Annotated in this window: 18 protein-coding genes, 1 rRNA gene and 2 pseudogenes; 15 read left to right on the top strand and 6 right to left on the bottom strand. The window is 35.9% G+C overall.

Features of this window, described 5'->3' with window-relative positions; translation table 11 throughout:
* Positions 1-39: 39 nt before the first annotated feature.
* The 7 genes and pseudogenes from M3610_RS24830 to M3610_RS28370 all read left to right on the top strand — a co-directional run.
* Positions 40-244 (top strand): annotated as a pseudogene (locus M3610_RS24830) (dTDP-glucose 4,6-dehydratase); the annotation flags it as partial.
* A gap of 438 nt (positions 245-682) precedes the next feature.
* Positions 683-856 (top strand): hypothetical protein, encoded by a 174-nt coding sequence (locus M3610_RS24825; RefSeq protein ID WP_251463257.1) that lies wholly within the window; start codon positions 683-685, stop codon positions 854-856.
* A gap of 64 nt (positions 857-920) precedes the next feature.
* The gene (locus M3610_RS24820) at positions 921-1,937 is read left to right on the top strand and encodes a type II TA system antitoxin MqsA family protein (protein ID WP_251463256.1); all 1,017 of its coding nucleotides are present in this window, start codon (positions 921-923) and stop codon (positions 1,935-1,937) included.
* Between the two features lie 46 nt (positions 1,938-1,983).
* Entirely contained in the window at positions 1,984-2,211 is a 228-nt protein-coding gene (locus M3610_RS24815) for a DUF2188 domain-containing protein (RefSeq protein ID WP_251463255.1), read from the top strand.
* A 372-nt stretch (positions 2,212-2,583) separates the two neighbouring features.
* Positions 2,584-2,952: a hypothetical protein gene (locus M3610_RS24810; protein ID WP_251463254.1), complete on the top strand. Its 369-nt coding sequence runs from the start codon at positions 2,584-2,586 to the stop codon at positions 2,950-2,952.
* A 238-nt stretch (positions 2,953-3,190) separates the two neighbouring features.
* Positions 3,191-3,853 carry a hypothetical protein gene (locus tag M3610_RS24805; protein ID WP_251463253.1) on the top strand — a complete coding sequence of 221 codons (663 nt, stop codon included), beginning with the start codon at positions 3,191-3,193 and terminating at the stop codon, positions 3,851-3,853.
* Between the two features lie 156 nt (positions 3,854-4,009).
* Positions 4,010-4,231 (top strand): GDP-mannose 4,6-dehydratase, encoded by a 222-nt coding sequence (locus M3610_RS28370; RefSeq protein WP_311315855.1) that lies wholly within the window; start codon positions 4,010-4,012, stop codon positions 4,229-4,231.
* A 59-nt stretch (positions 4,232-4,290) separates the two neighbouring features.
* Here the strand turns inward: M3610_RS28370 and M3610_RS24795 are convergent, their stop codons facing one another.
* Positions 4,291-5,271 carry an LCP family protein gene (locus tag M3610_RS24795; RefSeq protein WP_251463252.1) on the bottom strand — a complete coding sequence of 327 codons (981 nt, stop codon included), beginning with the start codon at positions 5,269-5,271 and terminating at the stop codon, positions 4,291-4,293.
* Between the two features lie 511 nt (positions 5,272-5,782).
* Between M3610_RS24795 and M3610_RS28365 the strand changes: the two genes are divergently transcribed.
* Entirely contained in the window at positions 5,783-6,190 is a 408-nt protein-coding gene (locus M3610_RS28365; RefSeq protein WP_251463251.1) for a restriction endonuclease, read from the top strand.
* Here the strand turns inward: M3610_RS28365 and M3610_RS24785 are convergent.
* A complete protein-coding gene (locus tag M3610_RS24785; protein WP_251463250.1) occupies positions 6,165-6,590 on the bottom strand; it encodes a hypothetical protein in 426 nt (141 codons plus the stop codon). The genes M3610_RS28365 and M3610_RS24785 overlap by 26 nt on opposite strands.
* Positions 6,591-6,596: 6 nt before the next feature.
* Positions 6,597-6,740, bottom strand: coding sequence for a hypothetical protein (locus tag M3610_RS24780; protein WP_251463249.1), 144 nt, complete (start codon positions 6,738-6,740; stop codon positions 6,597-6,599).
* Between the two features lie 977 nt (positions 6,741-7,717).
* On the opposite strand from M3610_RS24780, the gene M3610_RS24775 reads away from it, so the two are divergent.
* The 4 genes from M3610_RS24775 to M3610_RS24760 all read left to right on the top strand — a co-directional run bounded on the left by M3610_RS24775 (position 7,718) and on the right by M3610_RS24760 (position 12,910).
* Positions 7,718-8,926, top strand: coding sequence for a DUF3298 and DUF4163 domain-containing protein (locus M3610_RS24775; protein ID WP_251463248.1), 1,209 nt, complete (start codon positions 7,718-7,720; stop codon positions 8,924-8,926).
* 981 nt (positions 8,927-9,907) lie between these two features.
* Entirely contained in the window at positions 9,908-10,852 is a 945-nt protein-coding gene (locus M3610_RS24770; RefSeq protein ID WP_251463247.1) for an ABC transporter ATP-binding protein, read from the top strand.
* Positions 10,849-11,793, top strand: coding sequence for an ABC transporter permease (locus M3610_RS24765; RefSeq protein ID WP_251463246.1), 945 nt, complete (start codon positions 10,849-10,851; stop codon positions 11,791-11,793). The genes M3610_RS24770 and M3610_RS24765 overlap by 4 nt, the downstream gene beginning before the upstream one ends.
* A gap of 277 nt (positions 11,794-12,070) precedes the next feature.
* A complete protein-coding gene (locus M3610_RS24760; RefSeq protein ID WP_251463282.1) occupies positions 12,071-12,910 on the top strand; it encodes a YitT family protein in 840 nt (279 codons plus the stop codon).
* A 359-nt stretch (positions 12,911-13,269) separates the two neighbouring features.
* Here the strand turns inward: M3610_RS24760 and M3610_RS24755 are convergent, their stop codons facing one another.
* Positions 13,270-13,773, bottom strand: coding sequence for a competence protein ComK (locus tag M3610_RS24755; RefSeq protein ID WP_251463245.1), 504 nt, complete (start codon positions 13,771-13,773; stop codon positions 13,270-13,272).
* Positions 13,774-14,019: 246 nt separating this feature from the next.
* A complete protein-coding gene (locus tag M3610_RS24750; protein WP_251463281.1) occupies positions 14,020-14,241 on the bottom strand; it encodes a helix-turn-helix domain-containing protein in 222 nt (73 codons plus the stop codon).
* A 500-nt stretch (positions 14,242-14,741) separates the two neighbouring features.
* Here M3610_RS24750 and M3610_RS24745 point away from each other — a divergent pair, with 500 nt between their 5' ends.
* Together M3610_RS24745 and M3610_RS24740 are read left to right on the top strand one after the other, a co-directional pair.
* Complete coding sequence (locus M3610_RS24745) at positions 14,742-18,074, top strand: Ig-like domain-containing protein (protein ID WP_251463244.1); 3,333 nt, start codon at positions 14,742-14,744, stop codon at positions 18,072-18,074.
* Positions 18,075-18,866: 792 nt separating this feature from the next.
* Complete coding sequence (locus M3610_RS24740) at positions 18,867-19,064, top strand: hypothetical protein (RefSeq protein WP_251463243.1); 198 nt, start codon at positions 18,867-18,869, stop codon at positions 19,062-19,064.
* Positions 19,065-19,222: 158 nt separating this feature from the next.
* Here M3610_RS24740 and M3610_RS24735 read toward each other — a convergent pair.
* Positions 19,223-19,605 (bottom strand): annotated as a pseudogene (locus tag M3610_RS24735) (staygreen family protein).
* A gap of 687 nt (positions 19,606-20,292) precedes the next feature.
* On the opposite strand from M3610_RS24735, the gene M3610_RS24730 reads away from it, so the two are divergent.
* Positions 20,293-20,387 (top strand): 16S ribosomal RNA (locus M3610_RS24730); the annotation flags it as partial.

Below are 20,387 nucleotides of genomic sequence, written 5' to 3'. Positions count from 1 at the left end.
CGTTAAGGTCAAACCACAGGTTATTGCAGACAAACCCCCTCGAATTTGGAAGTGGTAAAAACGATCATTCGTACCTTAGAGAGGTCGAGGATTTAATTGAATTTGTGACGGATCGGTTGGGGCATAATAAACGTATGCTATTGATCCTGCGAAGATAGAGAAGCTAGAGTGGAAGCCTGCATATAGTTTTGAAGATGGGATTGCTCAAACTATTGGCTGGTATGTAAGATGGTGGTGGGAATAGATAGAAAGGTAAGGAGGGTTAAGGCTGTCGACAAGTCGGCAGCCTTTTTGTTGTGCCTGTAAGGTGAGAGATTCACCCATAGATATTTGTTAAGAAAAGGGTATATCATAACATAAAGTAAGACTAAAAGTAGAAAATATTTTTTCTGCATTTCCTTTGCCTTTACATTTATATATATAAAGGATAGAGGTTAATATTTGGAAATTAAACTAATTTTGCTGGATTCGAATCATTTCTTAGTAAGAACATATGCGGGAATTGGATATAAATTTATTAATTTACTCTTGTAAAACTCCTAAAGCATCAAAGATGAAAGGAGCCTATAGAAAATATTAAGCAAAAAGGTATCACTTGATACTTTTTTGTTTTTGTTTTATTATTTATATATGGTATCATTTGATACTTTTATGTAAATGATAACAAATGAGGGATGCAGCAATGTATGTTGATAATTCAGAGCAGTTTATTAAAACAATGCATGCATTGGTCCGTAATGGTAAACGGTATTTTGTTAAACGGAACAGGAAAGGTGTTTCCTACATTCAACAATTAGCCGATCTAGGTTTATATAGTGTGGAAGAAGCGTGGGTGTGTTTGTTTATCCTTCCATGAAGATGAACAGTAGGAATGGGGGAGATTTAATCTCCCCATTCAATCTATAAATGGAGTGAGAAATATGAGCCAAAAGCGTTACTGTGAAACTTGTGGTTGTGAACGTGATGTTGTTATTTTGGAACGGAATGCTAATTATACTTTCAGAAAAGAACCCTTTGAAATTGTAGAAAGATATATGGAGTGCTCCGTCTGTCATGATGATGTTTATGATGAAGAGACAGCAAATGAAACTTTACAACAATTAAGCCAACTATATCAGAATAAGCATTCCTTTACGTTTGAAGAAATAAAAAAAATTAGAAAGGCCACAGGATTAACACAATCCCAATTTGCTAAGGTTCTAAAAATGGGCGAAGCAACTATTAAAAGATATGAATCTGGGGCATCTATGCCTGACGGTACGCAACTTGGAATTCTAAAGATGTTAAAAAAAAGTCCAAATCTAATACTAAGATTTTTTGAAGAAAATAAAGATGGACTAACTAAACAAGAACAACATATAATTCAAAAAAAACTACAAGTATTAACCTCTGATAATATTGAAAAATCAACATTCGAAATACTAAGATTGCTGTATTCCAAATATGAAAATAAGATTGAGAATGGAAATTCCATATTTAAACCAGAAAAGCTATTTAACATGATTTTATATTTTGCTCGGGATGGAGTATTAAAAACTAAATTAATGAAGCTATTGTGGTACACTGACTTTCTTATGTTTAAAAGATATAATCATTCAATGAGTGGTACACCATATTGGCATAAGGAATTTGGACCAGTTCCTGTTGAACATGATACAGTTTTGGGCTGTGGAACAGGGATGGATTTGATATCCATAAATGAAAAAGAAGACACTTCTTCCGGATATACAAAGATGATTGTAAAGTCAAAACGCCCTTTTGAAGAATCTATTTTTTGTAAAGAAGAACTCGAGATCATTTATTTTATTGAGGAGTTTTTTAATTCATATGGATCACGAGCTATAAGTGAATTTTCTCATAAAGAACAGGGGTGGAAAATGACCACTGAGGGACAAATAATTGAATATCTATATTCGATGAATCTACAGTTGGATTAATAATAAATAACGAACAGATGAAAAGTTGAGGAAGGAGGAATGTTGTATGCCAAGTAAAAATCAACATGTAACACCCCACCCTAGTGGAGGATGGCAAGTAAAAGGTGCTGGAAATCAAAGAGCCACGCAGATAACTCAGACTAAAAAACAGGCAATCAATATTGCGAGAGAAATTTCTGCTAACCAGGGATCTGAGTTATTTATACACGGTAAGAATGGTCAGATTCAATCAAGAGATAGCCATGGTAAAGATCCACATCCACCAAAAGGATAAGTGGAAATGCTAATACAAAAAAATAGATATAATCTAGAGAACAATTACAAACCGAGGGAAAGTCCCTTGGTTTTTTTGTGCAACGTACAGTTATACTATTGGAGTAATTATTGCTTGTATTAACTGTAAAGGTTGGGTTAAGTTGATAAAGAAGTAAGTTTGGTCATTTTCTATCAAAAGAGAGGTTAATAGAATTGGAAATTGAGTGGCTCATTTTATGTGATCAAATCGTATAAAAGTGGCTCAAATTTATATTATCAATAACACACGGGGGGCTGGGTTCTCTTGAAGAACCATAACTGCTTACGCTTATGGAGTTAACACTTCGCAAATTATGCTCCCATCTAATCAGTAGTAACGGAGGAGATTTCTATGGACACTATCACATTAAAGCAGTTAAAAAATAATTATGTTTTAACTATTACAGATAATAATGGTAATAGAGTTCGCCAAGTTTCTTTAGTTAATGATCACGAATATGTTCTCAACCCGATTAATAAAAGATATGAAAAAAATCGCGGTAGAAGGGTTATTATAAAATCTATTGAGCAAAATAGAGATGGTGCAATTGCTAAAGTAACATACCTCGATACATTAAGGCCAGGTAAAGTGCAGATTGATAGTTTAGACAACATTACATCCGATATGCATAAAAACCATAATCCGACTGAAAATAAAATTGAAGCCTTTGTCTACAAAGAAATGGTGCCGATGTTTCAAATATATTTAGATGTCGTATAAAGAACAATCAACAATTTTACATGTATCATTAGATGATGTTTCGCAAGCATGGTCATTCATTAATATGAAGTAAATTACATCATTAATCAAATAGATGATCTAGAATCATTTCAATCTTTCTTATTTACTGACTGGGACTTCTTAGATGTTGACTCATACGTAGACATGTATTTTAATTCCCCGAGATCGTTAGAATCTTTCAATATTGATCTTGATGAATATATGGAATTAATGCCATATGATATTCGAGAAAGATATCTTCAAAAGCGTATTATTAACCATTTACATAGTGAAGTTAAGTGAAAATATAGAAGAACTAATTGTAAGATTAATTTATTCCGCGATTAAGCAAAAGGAATTAAATTCCAGGAGATTATTAGAGACGAAAGAAAATCAATTAAGCGATGACATTGCACATATATTACAAAGGAATTTATCTGATAAAGGAGTTATTGTTGCTAGAGAACAACCAGGTGGATTTTCTCGGAAAAGTGCAGGAGAATTAGATTTTTTTATTTATACACAAACAAATCATACGTTCAAACCTATAGCCATAGGAGAAAACAAAGAATGGGGAAACTTTTTAAATCAATTTAAGCAGTTAATTGCTTATATGAAAGAGGACATTCCTTTTGGATTTACGATCCTTTTTAATAAAACAACGAATCTTCAGACTGTATTGAATAGAAGAGAAAAGATACTTAGGGATTTCCTTCTGGATTTTAATGGAAAGAAACACTTTGAGGCGTTGGAGGTAACAAAAGGGTTTCAAGAAATAAAGGATGTACTTATTACAACGCACCAAAATCCAGAGAATCAAACTCGGTTTAAAATATATCATTTTATTGTAAATGCATATAGGCCGGAACGAGAAGCAGCAGCTAAACAAGCGAGACGTTAGGATTCGTAGAACGATATAGAAGTAAGGTACCACTTTATTATCTTGATTTATTAACCTATGCAGTTGATTTAACGAAGTATCGTGGTATGGAGGAGAGACGAAACTATCATTTTGTTAAGGTTGAAATTACGGAGCGGGAGGGGATAATTTCGCTGTTTGAACAAGAGAAAATTGAGTTATGTGATTCATTTTGCAGCGGAAAGTCATCTCGATTGGTCGATTATTGCTCCAAGTATCTTGGTTAGTACCGATGTTTTAGGAAATCAAGTGTTAGATGCTGCTCTGCATGTTGGTATTAAACATTTTGTCCATGTTTCAGCCAATGAAGTATATGGTGAATTTGATTTTTATCCAACTACTTTCTTCATAGAAGAATAAAGCAAAAGAGAACTGAAAACAGTTCTCCTTTGCTTTAAACTTTATAGCTAAATCATATTTTAAAAGTGAGTGGTTATCAAATCTTTGATTTTATCCTGGTCAATTACCAGTTGATAGTTATTTGCCTTTAAAATGTCATCATACATTCTTTTTCCAACACCAGGAATCTGATGATATTCCAATTGTGTATTTGGTTCGAAGTCCTTTGCTGCAAGTCCCAGACTTAACATATCGGAAGTTGACATATTGCTTGCTATGACAAAGTTAGGAATGGATTTTACGAGTGAAGGCAGATTATTGATATTACTTGGGCTAAGAGCTTTCTTAGCAATTCCCTTTAAGGCTTCCTCTTGGAGTTTTTGACGACCATACTCTCCGCTTTTTAGAGAATAGCGTTCGTGGACAACCTCTGCGACCATTTTTCCATCTAAAGCATGTGTACCTGCACTTATTACTTTATTTTTATTTTCCTTATACCAAGGATGGGTTAATTTAACATCAAATGGGACATTCATATCAATACCACCAACGGCATCTACCATCGCTTGAAAGCCGCCATAATTGGTTTCTACATAATAATTGATAGGAACGCCGGTTAATTCTCCAACTGCGTTGACAGCAGCCTCTATCCCTTTTTTGGCCCCTTTTGTTGCCTGCATAATATATTGGACACTCGTAATTTTCGTATATCCATAGCCCTCTAAATGGACACGGGTATCACGTGGAATGCTTATTGCATCATATTCATGCTTCGTTAAATCCACATGAACAAGCATCATTGAATCAGAATGCCCTATCTTTTGACCTTTTCTTTCATCGGAACCGATTAATAACAAATTAAAAACAGGTTCTTTTATCTCTACATTCTTATTTACTTGCTGTTCATTGGCCCCAGAATTTACAACGGGAACGGATGTAAAATGTTTATTTGGCTGTAATTGATAATATCCGTATCCTACGCCAGCAATAACGAGTAAAAGAATACCCAAAAAGCTAAATCCTACGATTTTCCATTTATTTTTTTTGCCTTTTTCTTTCATATTTCCTCCGATATTGGTAGAGAGTTTCCTCTAAATTAACTAGGTTAATAGTCATGAAAATATTTTACTGTTTTTGGATATTGGATTCAATATAAATTATTGGAAGGAATACTGTTGTATTTATCAATTTTGTAAACTATATTCACGTTGAATGGTGCAATCATGGTCTATAGATGATTGTATTTGTATAAGCCTAGCACCAGATGCTGGATTTATAGTGAATCTAGATTTTAGCTCTAAATTTTGCCATTTTTTTATAGGAATGTTCATTTAATTAGATATAATAGGAATATAGTCTTATTTTTTAATAGAAGTTTGTGTTACGGGTACCTTTAAGAGTGCCTTAATTTAGAAGTACAATGGGGATTTTACCTAACCAGTAGGTATATCGTATAGAATATGACACAAGAAAATAATTAGATGGATTATTTGTGAGTGATCAGGTTTTCATACAAGAATTTATTTTGAGGCAGAAGTAACGAATGCCAGCGGTGATTATGGAGCAGATCTATTGCTTAATAAGGACGGAAAAAAGATGGTTGTTCAAGCAAAGCGCTATTCGAAAGATGTAGGCATAAAGGCAGTTCAAGAAGTTATGGGGGCCAAATCTTATTACAAGGCAGATGAGGCTTGGGTTGTTTCTAATAGCTATTTTACCAAAGCGGCTAAAGAACTAGCTCAAAAAGGCAATGTTATTTTGGTGGACAGAGACACATTAATAGAATATATTCTGGTATTAAATGCTGGTAGTGTTAAGCCAGAAACATTAAAGCTAGCATCTTCTTCTGTCTCTAGCAAAAATGGGACATGTAGTAAATGTGGCAGTCCGATGGTCTTAAGGGCAGGAAAAAGAGGGGAGTTCTTAGGGTGCAGTGGTTTTCCTAAGTGCCGATTTACAACTTATAATCTTTTAAAATAGTACCGATATTGTAATGGAGTTCACCACATTTAACCAATTCATCTAATTTAGATTTAGGGACATATTTTATTAAATTTCGAGCAGTGTTTATGTCTCCTATAATCTGCAATTCTTCTTTTGTCGGTGAGTACTTTTGCGTGTTCATTTTATGAATTAAATAAATTATATCTCTTATTTTATTCTTAAAAAGGTTATGTATTATCTCAGCAGCAACTTTATTTGTTATTACCAACTCATTTATTTTTTCTTTTGACCACTTATCTAACAATAAAGAAACTTTAACTCCTCTTGGGTCATCATTATCTAAGTAAGCCAAAAGAAAACAAGCATCAATAGCAATAGATGCTTGATTAAAGTCCACAAATGTGGCATCAGTAGAATCTATAATAAATTCATACATAGGTATTTATTTACCTTCTTTACTCAGTTCAGCTAATCGCTTTCCTGCTAATGTACGAACTCCACGTTTCTTTCTAATTTCCATCGCTGACTTTTCCGTTGAGTGACCTTGTTTTTCAACTTGTATTACAGGTGCCGCCACTGGTACCAATTTAATCACTCCTTTATTACATTTGGTAATATTATATAAATTTATTGTTTTTTTGTCCATAATTTTCCATCACTTAATTCCAAAATTGCATATCATCATTCTTGCCAATTATTTAGAATTTAAATCCTGGCAAGTGGGGCCGGACTACAACTCACACAATGATGATTCCGTTTTGGAATAAAAAAGAGCTAATTATACCATTGTTTTTCCATTTTCTAACATGGCGTCAAACTTTTTCTCGTCAACTTCAATTTTCTTAAATTCAGGTGCCTGTCACTCCCCGATATTTGTCGAAGGTTGATAAGGTTTTATTTTATTAGATAATGATAGAATGGAGTTGCAGCTGAATATTGTGAGGGTGGCGGGTTGTTGATCATCTTTTCCTTTATTAAGGAAGGAGGTGATACTTCCTGGAAACTTTTCTTGAAATTCTACGAGAGATTCTAAAAGGAATTTTGCGTGAAGTTAGTGCGTATTTCTTTCGGAAAACCGTTCTAGAAAACAAGAAAACCACCCTGCGCCGTAAGCAAAAGGGTGGTTCGCTCAAATAACCAACTTTAACAACCATCACCCTAACGGTAGAGGTTGCATGGAGAAGTGTTAGCAGCACTTCTTTTTTTTATTGTATGTCTATTATATACAAAAAAATCCCTAAATAAAAGTAATTCCGGTGGTGGAAGCCGAAGGGCTAAGAAGAACAAAGGTTTTCTAGAGGCTATTATAAAGACAATCTTTTTTCACCCCCCCTTTTATATAATATACCGGATGCCCTCTAAGATTGTTTTTTGAACAGTCTTGAGGGCTATTTTTTTGGTGACCATTGGAACAGTACTTGTGGTGGATTCTAGCCTCTTTAAAGGTCATGAAGAGAAATAAAATCCATCGTCCCTTTAACATGAAAAGTAAAAACTCTCATAATCTAGGGAATAGGAACCTTGCTATATTGATTTGTAATGGACCATAAAGGGAGTGAGAGGATGAAATTAAAGTGGATCATGGCCGTTGCATTGGTTGTTTTCTTTGCTGCAGGATGCAGCGGTATGGAAAAAAGAACTGTTTCAGAAGAACCGAAGGTAACGGAGGAAAAGGAACCAGACAAAACTGCCGGTGAAACAGAAAAACCAAACACCCAGGAAGAAAAACCTTCTGTTCAGCCGGGAAAAAATACTAATGATGATGTAAAACCTAATAATCAACCGGGAACTACCCATCTAACGATTACCATTCACGATGAGTCCATTGTGAAAGAAACCCCCATTATCAACATTATTTATCCACAAATCAATGGCATGAAAGACAAAATCGCACAAGCAAAAATTAATGATATCTTAAAGAAAAAAGCGACCGCAGCTGCCGAAAGCGAAATGACTAATTATGATCCAAGTGCGCCGTCATCGTTTGATTCAAAATACAAAATCACTTATCAGAATGACCACCTTATCAGCTTTGTGTATGATCAATATTATTATCCTAGTGGCGCTGCACATGGGATGCCAGCACGCATTCCGATCTTGGTTGACTTGGATAAGGGCAGGATTGTGGAGCCAAAGGAATTGTTTAATGGTTCGCCACAAACCAAACAAATCATTAGCGAAATCGTCCTAAAACAAGATGTTTTGCATACGCTTGAAGTGATGGGAGCATTTAAACAAATTAGTTCCGAGGATTTAGAACAGGTTTATTTAATGAAGGAAGGCTTAATGATTTACTTTCCCCCTTATGAATATGCCTCTTACGCTGATGGGACGCTTCAATATCATCTTTCTTTTTCGGATATTCAAAGTGTATTAAACACTGCATTTTTCAAGAGTCATGGGATTAATATTTCACAACCGGTTGATTCCACTATCCTTTATGTTTCTGAAGGCTATCATTTTTCAGTCCCTAAAGTATGGATGGGTCGATTGATATTTGAAAGAGCCGAATACTCGGAGAATCATAATTGGATGTCTGAAATCAATGTATATTTTAATTCTGCTGATAAACAATTATTGTTTAGTTTCCATATGTACGAAAAACAAATTTGGGATTCATTAAATGCTGGAACGGAGGTAAAACTAACTCAAAAAAGTGAGATTGTTTTTTCGTATTCCGTTGCAGATATCCCGCCCAATAATTTACAGGCCAATGAATTCATCAAGAATGTTGTTCCTAAAATCATAAAGACATTTCATATTGATTTTTAACAAATGAAGTAGACCCTAATAAGTAGGCAAAAAAACAGTCCCTGCGAAGGCTTCATGCAGGGACTTTTCCATTTGTGGGTATTGAGGGATCACTCTGGTCTTTCAATTTATGGATGGCTCAACTCCTATTTATTTATTAAGCTGATTGCTTTTTGTTTCTTCTTCTTCTTGTACCATGGGGACCGTTCTTCTGGCACTAACCCCATTAAGACCGTGAGAACCGTCCCCTTTTAGAGGCACGACTAGTTCAGATGCCCAGTAAGGTTCCCTTTTTAAAAGAGGTAGGGTTTGATGACATTTGTTGGGATAAATTCAGTAATAGTGCGCAACGAGGTCACTTTTAACCGAACGTTTGTGTAGTATCGAAATTGTGGGAGTTTAATAGAATCGTGTAAGAAGGTGCATTCCATCGCAACCGCTTGATGACATCTATTATTACCTTAATCACGGGTGGATCTAGAAAAATCTATCAGATTTTGTGAAATCGTGTAATATTTCCTGCGAAATTTTCAAACGCGTTTTGACAATCTTCTTGCTTCCTATGCAGGGGAATTCGTATCATTCAGTACTTGCAGCTGTTTCAATTAAACGTTTGATTAGTATAGCCTTTTTGTTATTTCGTCGAAAGGGTGTCGTATCTTGACTTTCTGCTAAGAAGCGACTAATTTTTTGTAAATTTTCTACAAATTATTTTTGGCCTAAGCAGCTTCGAGACATATGTACCAAGTGATAAAGATGTTTTAATCAAACGTTTGGTTAATAAGGAAATTTGCTGAAAAATAGAGAAGGATTGTTCAAATGGACGAAGGGTTTCAGAAAAAAACCATGCTAGTTTTCCAGCATGGTTTTAAGGAAAGGAAAATAGAAATTTAAATTTATGTAAATATGGAACTTTTTGGTTTTTGTGTCGTACTAATGTTAGACCATTTTTTAAAATGGCTATAAAGAAGATTTTCTTTTTACAAGAAAGAGGAGGAACGTATGGGGGTAAATTCTTTAGAAGTACGATCGTTAACGAAGCTAATAGGCAAGAAGAAGATAGTAGATGATGTTAGCTTCAGTATAAAAAAAGGGGAAATCTTTGGTCTTTTGGGTCCAAATGGAGCGGGTAAAACAACCATTATCCGTATGATTGTCAGCTTGATCAAACGGACAGATGGAGAAGTTCGTATAAATGGCCATAACCTCGATGGACAATTTAAAAATGCAATGAGTGAAATTGGGGCGATTGTTGAAAATCCTGAATTTTACAAGTATATGAGTGGGTACAAGAATTTAAAGTATTATGCAAATATGGCCATTAAAGAAGTGTCAGATGAGCGAATTATGGAAGTTGCTAGGTTAGTAAAATTAGAAGATGCTATTAACCAAAAGGTTAAGACCTATTCTCTTGGAATGAGACAAAGGCTAGGAGTGGCCCAAGCGTTATTACATAACCCGTCACTGCTTATTCTCGATGAGCCTACAAATGGATTAGACCCTCAAGGAATTAGAGAATTTAGAGATTACTTACACACTCTTGCAAACGAGGGAATTTCAGTTCTGGTATCCTCCCATCTTTTAGCTGAAATGCAACTGATGTGTGATCGTTTTGCCATTATTGAAAAGGGTAAACTAATCCATATTTCTTCCATGAAAGAAACGATGGAAGAAGACGAAAAGACAGAAGTCATTTTTGAGGTAAGCAGCAGCAAAAAAGCAATAGATGTGCTGAGAGAAGAAGTAGCTGATACCGATATCAAGATTCTTGCAGACGACCAATTCTCAGTCCATATAGAAAAAGCTACTATTAGTACCATTAATAAGCTGTTAATCTCAAAGGATATCGATGTCTATGGCATTAGCAGGGTAGCTATTTCACTGGAAGACCGATTCTTAGAAATAACAAACAAAGAAGTTAGAGAGAGTGAAGGTGTCATGCAATGATTGCTTTAATTCGTAATGAACTTATGAAATTGTTTCAAAGAAAATCGAGCTGGATTTATCCAATCATCGTAGTACTCGCAGTCATTGTGGGGGGAATTATCTACAATAAAGTATCAGGTGAACCCGATCCGAATTGGCAAGCGGGTATGAAGGCTGAGATTGCTGAGTTGCAGCAGAATGCAAAAACGGCAGAAGATGAAGAAAAACAGTTTATTACTGATGAAATTGAACAAAAGCAGAAATATCTGGATGAAAACGTTAACCCAAATTCCGTCAGTAATTGGCATTTTATGAATAATGTTGTATTTGGCGTGACGACATTGGTGACGTTGCTGGCGGTGATTGTATGCAGTGCCAGTGTGTCCTCTGAATTTGCAGATGGAACGATTAAGCAGCTGTTAATCAGACCGCATCAGAGATGGGCCATCCTTATGTCCAAATATCTATCATTAATTATCTATTCGCTTATTCTTGTAACGACACTTATTACTGCTGGATATCTTGTTGGTACCATTATATTTGGTAATGGGGACTTTACTGCGAAAATCTTTGAGATGGCAATAGATGGGCAGAAGGTGGCAGAAGTCGGTCCACAGTTCTTCCTTAAGATTGCCTACTACCTTCCAAGTTTGTTGGTTATAACGGCCATTGCCTTTATGCTTTCCACTTTATTTAAAAGTCAGGCATTGGCGGTGGGAATTGGTATCTTTGTCCTGTTTATATCTTCCACCTTGGGCGGATTAATTGTGCTTCTTGCAGAAAAATACGAGTGGGCAAAATATTTAATTTTCCCGCATCTCGATTTAACCATTTATGCGTTGCAGGATAAGATTTTGGGGGACATTACCCTACCGATTTCACTGGTGATCTTGGCTGTGTATTATGCGATTTTTATGATCCTGACTTTCGTATTTTTCCAGAAGAGAGATATTAGTATATAAGAGATTCAAAGACTGTTGAAAAGATGGGATTAGAACTAAAAACTCTCCTCCTTGTAGTATCAAAATGCTTGGTGTTAGTTGATTATTTAAAAGGGACTGTGTTATGATGTCGTTTAAATGACTAATTGAAAGGGCGTATTTCTCAAAAAGGGAAATGCGCTTGTTTTTTTGGGGGAAACAGAGCCTTTATTAATGATTCTTGAGAAAATAAGAAACTACAAATTTACTTGATACAATGGGAGAGGGAAAAGGTACAGAGCAAATGGATAATTTAAATCTGAAAAATACAACCACCGACATTGTTTTTATCATTATTGGTGCATTTCTTTTTGCGTTAGGTGTTAATTTATTTGTTATTCCGAATGAGCTTGGGGAAGGTGGAGTAACTGGTATCACAATTATTGCCTACTATTTATTCGGGTGGTCCCCAGGTTTAGTCAGCTTCATTTTGAACGCCTTTTTGTTAATAGTTGGTTATAAATTTTTGAATAAGATCACAACGGTTTATACGATTATTGCTGTAGTCCTTAATTCGCTTTTTCTACATCTAACAGAAAGCTGGAGTATTGCTTCTAATGAATTGATGGTGAATGCAATTTTTGGCGGAGTATTTGTAGGTGTTGGAATTGGTTTAATCATTCGAGTGGGCGGAACAACAGCAGGTACGACTATTTTGGCAAGGATTACCCAAAAGTATTTAGGATGGAGCATTAGTTATGGCCTATTGTTTTTTGATCTAATTGTTGCCTTCTCATCTTATTTTATCATTGGTGCAGAAAAGCTGATGTTAACCATTATTATGCTTTATGTAGGAACGAAAGTGATGGAATTTGTTATAGAAGGCTTAAATCCAAAGAAGGCCATTACGATTATTTCTGATAAACCGAATGATATTGCCAAACAGGTGACAACATCAATGGATAGAGGGGTGACTGTATACTCGGGTCATGGTTATTACACAAAAACCCCAAAGGAAATTCTTTATATTGTTATAAGTAAGCAAGAAGTAATAAAGCTGAAACGTATTGTTCAAGCTACAGATCCGACTGCTTTCATCGCTATCCATGATGTTCGAGATGTGTTTGGAGAAGGATTTATTGATATTTCTAAATCATAATCATGCGAAAAACCAGCTAATATCATGGCAAGATAAAACTAAACTCTTAGAGTAAAATCCCCTTCACGCAATGTGGAGGGGATTTTCACTGAATTTACCGGGTTAATTCCTCATATTTAATATTAAACTCCTTAATTATTTTATTAAACTTGTCCCTATCGCTTTTTTGAGGCACTATTATTGGTGTAAAAGTTCCATTTACTAAATTAGTACTTCCGCACATCTGGCATTTTGTTGCTGAATGACTGCATAAATAATCACAATCATCACATATCTTCAAATTTATCGTCATCGTCATTCATATCAGTCTCCAATTTAAGTCTTAATAGTATCTCAATCTCAATAGCTATAGGTGAACATTATGCACCTTTTCGAGGGTCCTTCTTAAAGGAAAAGGGATTCTGTTCTAAACCAAGCATCATTTTCCTGAATTGGTCGGCCGTTTGCAGTTTATGGTTAAAAGAATAAAGTTTCATAGGAACTGTTATTGTTAGTCCATTCGCAAACTCTACCATTGCTTGTTGATTTGAGTTGAGTGTTCTTGTGATATGAATGGGATTAAACCATATCGCATCGTTATGTTTTGATGACTTATCAGGAAAAACACAAATTCTATGTATGGGATTAACCATGATCGGACACATATATTTATTACCAAGAAGAAATTTGGCTGTTTCCATGGCACCCCGTAAATCAAAGCCAATGCATCTAATACTATCATTTAGAATTTCTAGAGGTGATTTGTCTACGATAAGGGTACTATTCAGTTCCTTAACAATGGTGCAAAGCTTAGCGTTTCGATCATACTGACCAGCCATATACATAAAATGCGGATTGATAATATACTCTTTTTGAATAAACAAGATTTCAACTCCCTAAATTGGTTTGACAGGGCGCCTTCAAAAATAGATTTACAACTATAGGCAGCCTGTGAATATTCTTCACTTTTTTACATTAAACCAGATGTTATCTGATGCGGGACATTCAGAAGTTGGATGATCTGTTGTTTTTTTTAAGAAATAATTCAATCTGTAGTTTATAATGGATTCATTTATCTATTGGAAAATCGTATATTCAAGCCATCATGACTTTTCTAGTGTAGAAAATGTTTATTCATCAATATTTGTTATTTCTACGATTTCACGAATATCGTCTATTCCAAGTGCTTCAGCGATTTGCTCTATATGTTTAAAGTTAATATTTTGTCTCTGGTGATTGGCCAACTCAATAAGTGCCGCTAATCTCACACCTGATCTACGGGATAATTCTCGCATTGAAATGTCCATCTTACTTAGTAAACTATGAAGTTTCACAACAACCTTTTTCCCCATTTGTCTCATTCACCCCCTTATTAATACCTAAACAAAAGCTAACATATATAAATAAACAAGGCGAACACAAAAGCGGTTCATTTTAGCTGTTTTGTGGATAGTGTTGATAACTTTACTAAATTTGTCATATTTAGGGGAATATGCGGGTAATTTGTAGGTGAATTTGGGAATCTAGTCGAAAAAAATTAGGTGTAAGGGGCTAAAAAGTAACTAGAAAAGGTTTCTTACTATAATAAATTCGAACTAATTATATATGGATAGGACAGGACTAACCCACATTGGGGACTGTCACATAATGATTTAAATAAGTGGGGACTTAGATTAATAGGGCTTTTATAGTTTTTTAGACGCCCTTAGGATATTTCTGTGGGGGATCTATCCTTCTTTAAATCTATGGGAAGACCTAGAGAATATTTCTTGCGATTCAAAAGTAATATACCAAAACGATATAATCTGGTAGTATATTCCTATAATGATAGATAAATAGGGGGCAGGGGATTTTGCGAAGGATAGTAGTTTTGTTGCTTGTATTACAGCTTTTAGTTTTACCATGGAAAGGTTATGCGCAAGGGGGAGAAGTGGTCTCGCCCCAACTAGAGAAGAGTTTGGATGCGAAGGTTTCAGTTGGAAAAGAGCCTAAGCAGGCCAATGAAAAAGAAGCCGATTATCGTGATCCATCCAATTATCCGTTAGTAGCTGAAGGCGGAGGATATATTGCTTCATTATTGGATAGCTATTCCAACTATCAAACGATCTATTATATGGATTCAACCACTTCACCATATAGTTCTGATGACATGAAGATTCGATTATTGTATAGTTCGCAAAGTTCTTATACAAAAGATAGTATTTTAACCATTGAATATTTTAAAGAAGAGGGAAATACCCTAAATTATGATTTTTCTAGTCAATTTAATACCACAGGATATAGTGCCGTTTATCTAAATTCCTATTTGTCAAAAAGTGATTATGCAAATCAACCATACATTTATATGAGAATAGGAGTTTCACGATCTTACTGGGATGCTTATTATGCAGGAGTTACTACTTTTAAAGTGGTGAATCCTTTTTATTCAGGCAGTGCCGAATCAGATGCTGCATATGCAGTCATTAGCAATGAATCTACTAATGGGGATTCAACAGAGCCAACGGGAACGTTTAACTTTAATAGTATGAAGAAGAGTATGGATAAAAGTACGAAGGCGGGTACATATGAGATAGAAGTCAATAAACCGTTTGATATTCAAAGTAATAAAGGGAAACTGGTACAAAAGAGTACAAAATCCATTCAAAAGTCATACAATGTAGGAGATTCTAAGTATTTTTGGGTTTCTAATTTAGAAACGAATGCAGACTACCAAATCAGTGCCAGATTAGCTTATCGTGGGACGAAAGCAAATGTGTGGGTGAACAACAATCAAATCACGGATTATGATGCCCAAAAATTGGGGGAAGAATTTGACCATAGCATTTATTCCACGGTGACTAATAATTTTGGAGTCCCATCTGATGTAGATGGTGATGGGAAAGTCAATATTTTGACGTATGATATCCAAGATGGATTTACAGGAAGCGGTGGTTATGTAGCGGGGTATTTCTGGGCCGGTGATCTATATAATCTAACCATTTCCAATAAATCGGAAATATTTTATATCGATACATACCCAACGATGGGAAGCAGCCTCACGAAGGATGTAACAAAGGCCTATGACACATTGGCTCATGAGTTCCAGCATATGGTTAACTTTAATGAGAATGTATTACTAGAGGGATCTAGCAATATGGATACATGGCTAAATGAAGGTTTGTCAATGGCGGCTGAACAAATTTATTCCGGTTCAGGACTACAGGATCGTGTTGATTATTATAATCAATCTTCATCTGTCCAAAATGGACATTCTCTATTATATTGGGATGATTATGGGGATACGTTATCCAATTATTCTTTGTCCTACTTATTTGTTCAATATGTGAAACAGCAGGCAAATCAAGGGGATCGAATTTTTAAAGAAATATTAACAGATAAAGATAACAACTATAAGGCGATCGAAGATGTCGCAAAAAAGTATATCAGTCCTGATATGACTTTTGGAAAGTTGATGACCAATTTTAGAATAGCGCTCCTTTTAAAAGAATCGACCGGTTTATATGGATTTAAAGGGGATCCATTCTTTGACTCCCTTCAGAAGAAGGTTTTTACTGGAAAATCAACCAATTTACGTGGCGGGGGATCGATTGTTACTACCTATAATCCTACGGAGGGTTTAGCGGAGCCTGCTGATAAGGGGCAAGATGTGACCTATACGTTATTAGGTACAGACCAAGGAGCGGGGAATGTGGACCAGACACCCCCAGATCAACCTGTCGTTAATGGGTTAAGCGATGTAGATACTCAAATTACAGGAAATGCAGAGCCTAATGCAACGGTATATGCGATGGTGGGACAGAGTGAAATTGGCAGAACTACCAGTGATTCCTCAGGGGCTTTTACCATGACGATTCCACTACAATCCGCAGGGACGATGGTTAATGTCTATGTTAGTGATGCGGCAGGAAACGTGAGTGAGGCTACAACTATTGTGGTAACAGATGCAACGGCACCAGCAAAACCATTGGTAAATGAAGTAACCGACAAAGATACTATTGTAACAGGTCAAGCGGAAGCCGAATCGAAAATCGAAGTGAAGGTAAAGGGTTCAGTAATTGGCTTTGGAACTACTGGTGAAGATGGTCAATATCAAGTGACGATTTCCGCCCAAAAAGCAGGTATAGAATTGGTGATAACTGCTACTGATAAGGCTGGTAATGTAAGTGAAACAACGGCTGTGGAGATAAAAGATGCAACAGCCCCTGGAAAACCAGTAGTAAGTCTAGTAAGCGATAAAGATACAACCATAACTGGTGAAGCAGAAGCAGGATCCAGAATCGAAGTGAAGGTAAATGGTTCAGTTATCGCAACAGGAACAGCAGGAGAAGATGGCAAATATAAAGTGACGATTCGAGTTCAAAGGGCTGGCACTCTATTAGTGATCATCGCAACAGATGCTGCTGGAAATGAAAGTGAAGGAACCACAATTAAAGTTATAGACAAAACAGCTCCTTCAGTATTAACTGTAAATACAGTTTCAGATAAGTCAAAGGAAGTAACCGGCAAGACGGAGGCGGGAGCAACTGTATCAGTCAAAATTGGCACAAAGGTTTATGCGGCTAAAGCTGATCCAATTGGAAACTACAAAGTCATTATCCTAGCCCAAAAAGCTGGCACAAAATTAGTTGTAACTGCTAAGGATGCAGCTGGTAATATAAGTGTCGCAAAGAGTATCACCGTTATTGATAAAACGGCACCGGTTACTCCAACGGTTTACACTGTTTCAACTCTATCAAAAGTAGTTACTGGTAAAGCAGAAGCAGGAGCGATTGTTACGGTTACAATCGGAACGAAAAAGTACATCGCTAAGGCGGATGTTAAGGGGAACTTCAAAGTAACAATTCCTGTGCAAAAAGCAGGCACAAAGGTAGTTGTGACAGCGAAAGACAAAGCAGGAAATGTAAGTGTAGCTAAGAGTGTGATTGTTATTGATAAAACCGCCCCAGCTGCACCGAAAATCAAAACAGCAGTGAAAAGTACCACAAAAGAGGTAACTGGAACGGCTGAAGCCTACTCAACCATAACCATTAAAGTAGGTAAAAAAGTTATTGGTACAGCCAAAACAGATTCCAGAGGGAAATTTAAAGTGAAAATTAAAGCTCAAAAGAAGAAAACAGTGCTAAGCGTGACAGCAACTGATAAGGCGAAGAATGTTAGTAAGGCTGCGACAGTCAAAGTAAAATAATAGTATAAAAGAAATCCTCTTCGCTTTTAGTGAAGGGGATTTCTTTTAGAAACTTATTTGGCAGTAATATCTTATTGGCTTTTTCTTGAATAATTGGGGGAGTTACATTACAACTTCTGTCACTGAGTCAATCAATTGGAAAGCCTGAGGATCCCATCAGTATCTATAGTTCTTGGCTTAATCCTTATAAAGAAGGATGAGATTTCCTCATAATTCAGGTGTCTATCACACTTATCGACAGTTTTCTCAGGTAATTAGAGGAGGAAATCTAGGAATAACGCGGGCTGAGGTCAATTTTAACTAAACGTTTGTGTAATAGTGAAAAGGAGGGCATTTACAAGAATTATGTAAGTTAAAGAGAAACTCAGCTGATTTTGTTGAATAGAGGGCTATTTCCTGTGAAATGGTTTCATTCCTCTCGACATTTTTTGTGCTAACTTTCCTAGGGGGATTCTTATACATCAATCCTTGTGGCGGTTTCAATCAAACGTTTGATTAGTATAGCCTTTTTGTTATTTAGTCGAAACAGTGTCACATATTGACGTTTCGCTAGTAAGCTACATATTTTTTGTTATTTTTCTACAATTTATTTTTGGAGCATGCAGGATTAAGGCATATGTAACAAGGGGCGAAGCAGTTTTAATCAAACGTTTGATTAATAGGGAAATTTGCTGATAAATGCTAATTCGTTTCATATAAAGAGAAGGTTTGTTCAATTTTGTTGATGAATGAATAATTAATTTGCCTTTGGTATATCAATAAAATTATGTCTTTACAAAGGAGAGAAAAATAATGAATAAGGAAAGAACTTCGAATGGAGTCAAAGGTGAACAACAAAAGGTAATTGCAGCTCAAAATCAAGCCAATCAATTTAATAAAGGTGATACAGAATTTTCATTAGATGAAAATGTACAAGAAGGTTTAGCAAAGAGTCAACAATACCAGGCAGAAAATCAGCAGCCCTCATACGAACCCAATAAACCATTTTAAGTTTCATCTAAAAGAAGACTTAACCGATCAACTTAGAGAGCCTTCTCAACAATGAAGCGGTTCTTATATTCGTACCGGTGCCTGACACCGCATTCGATGGTCAGCTTGAACAAACACCCCTTTGATCTAATTGGGTTTCAGAGGGGGCTCTATACGTACTAATTGGAATAACTGCGGAAATCCCCCCAATTCTCTTGTCCAGCAAATTGAGGATAGACCGACATGAAATTCACGATTATGGAAGCATGATCTAGATGAGGAGCTGCGTCGAATAAGAAACGATCGCCGTATCGAATCGCTGTTAAGGCAAGCGGTAACTCACGCCTAAATATTTCCGTGCGCTTGGCTGATACATTTTCGTTCAGTTGTCCTTGATCTATATATAGATAAACACAGTAGTATAAGGAAATTCCGTTTGTTTTCCATTCCCCTAATACCTCATCCGCAAAGGATTGATTTTATCCCAGGCATACTGCTTTCCAATGGCTAAAAATAGCTCACCCGTTAAATCAGAGTGGGTTAGTGTGTAATATCTTGGCATCACAGGTTCCGTAGCAGTAACATCATCTAGGTATACAACAGATAGTTTTTCTGGAATGAAAGTGGCCAAGCCATCAACTCCCATCAGTTTTTTTATCATTATGCACATTGGAATTTATTCATTCCTCTGTTATTATTCATTGTTGATTCTTGTGTAGGGATGAGATGAGAGTTCATAGGCGGAGAATTTCCGGCTATTGTATATAGAGGTGGCTTAAGAAGCAGATATAAGCGGAGATATTCCGCTTATCGGCTCTAAATTAGACCAAAATCCAAGGATTTGGTCATTTAAGCGGAAAAAGTTCCGTTATTTTCAAGAAAATATGGGTATTTCTCAATTTAAACGGAATTTTTCCGCTTATTATTCAAACACAGTGAAACTACATTCAGTTATAACAGGACCTTTAAAAAAAGATAAAATTTTTGTTGTATAAGTAAACAGAAGGTGTTATGATATAAAAGTTGCTTTTAGCGGTGGCTTAATCAGTTGAAAGTGATAACAAAAAAACGAATTATTATGTTGACATAATAATAGCGTTTAGATATAATAATAAATGTCGCTTCTGACAAACGAAATTGTTCTTTGAAAACTAAACAAACAAAATCGTGCAAACAAACAATATTAATCGTGTTTCTTCTATTAATATGAAGAACACGAGCCAACGTAACTTTTATGAGCTAATCAACTTTCTTGGAGAGTTTGATCCTGGCTCAGGACGAACGCTGGCGGCGTGCCTAATACATGCAAGTCGAGCGAGACTCTTCGGAGTCTAGCGGCGGACG

Source organism: Neobacillus sp. MER 74, from assembly GCF_023714155.1.
Note: the sequence above shows the minus strand (reverse complement) of the source record. Positions and strands in the feature narration are given on the sequence as shown.

Bases quoted from the DNA above. Each gene is read 5' to 3' on its own strand.
- M3610_RS24750 (WP_251463281.1), bottom strand. From the start codon at position 14,241: ATGGGGAAAAAGGTTGTTGTGAAACTTCATAGTTTACTAAGTAAGATG.
- M3610_RS24795 (WP_251463252.1), bottom strand. From the start codon at position 5,271: ATGAAAGAAAAAGGCAAAAAAAATAAATGGAAAATCGTAGGATTTAGC.
- M3610_RS24765 (WP_251463246.1), top strand. From the start codon at position 10,849: ATGATTGCTTTAATTCGTAATGAACTTATGAAATTGTTTCAAAGAAAA.
- M3610_RS24815 (WP_251463255.1), top strand. From the start codon at position 1,984: ATGCCAAGTAAAAATCAACATGTAACACCCCACCCTAGTGGAGGATGG.
- M3610_RS24810 (WP_251463254.1), top strand. From the start codon at position 2,584: ATGGACACTATCACATTAAAGCAGTTAAAAAATAATTATGTTTTAACT.
- M3610_RS24820 (WP_251463256.1), top strand. From the start codon at position 921: ATGAGCCAAAAGCGTTACTGTGAAACTTGTGGTTGTGAACGTGATGTT.
- M3610_RS24805 (WP_251463253.1), top strand. From the start codon at position 3,191: ATGATATTCGAGAAAGATATCTTCAAAAGCGTATTATTAACCATTTAC.
- M3610_RS24775 (WP_251463248.1), top strand. From the start codon at position 7,718: ATGAAATTAAAGTGGATCATGGCCGTTGCATTGGTTGTTTTCTTTGCT.
- M3610_RS24740 (WP_251463243.1), top strand. From the start codon at position 18,867: ATGAATAAGGAAAGAACTTCGAATGGAGTCAAAGGTGAACAACAAAAG.
- M3610_RS24785 (WP_251463250.1), bottom strand. From the start codon at position 6,590: ATGTATGAATTTATTATAGATTCTACTGATGCCACATTTGTGGACTTT.
- M3610_RS24770 (WP_251463247.1), top strand. From the start codon at position 9,908: ATGGGGGTAAATTCTTTAGAAGTACGATCGTTAACGAAGCTAATAGGC.
- M3610_RS24825 (WP_251463257.1), top strand. From the start codon at position 683: ATGTATGTTGATAATTCAGAGCAGTTTATTAAAACAATGCATGCATTG.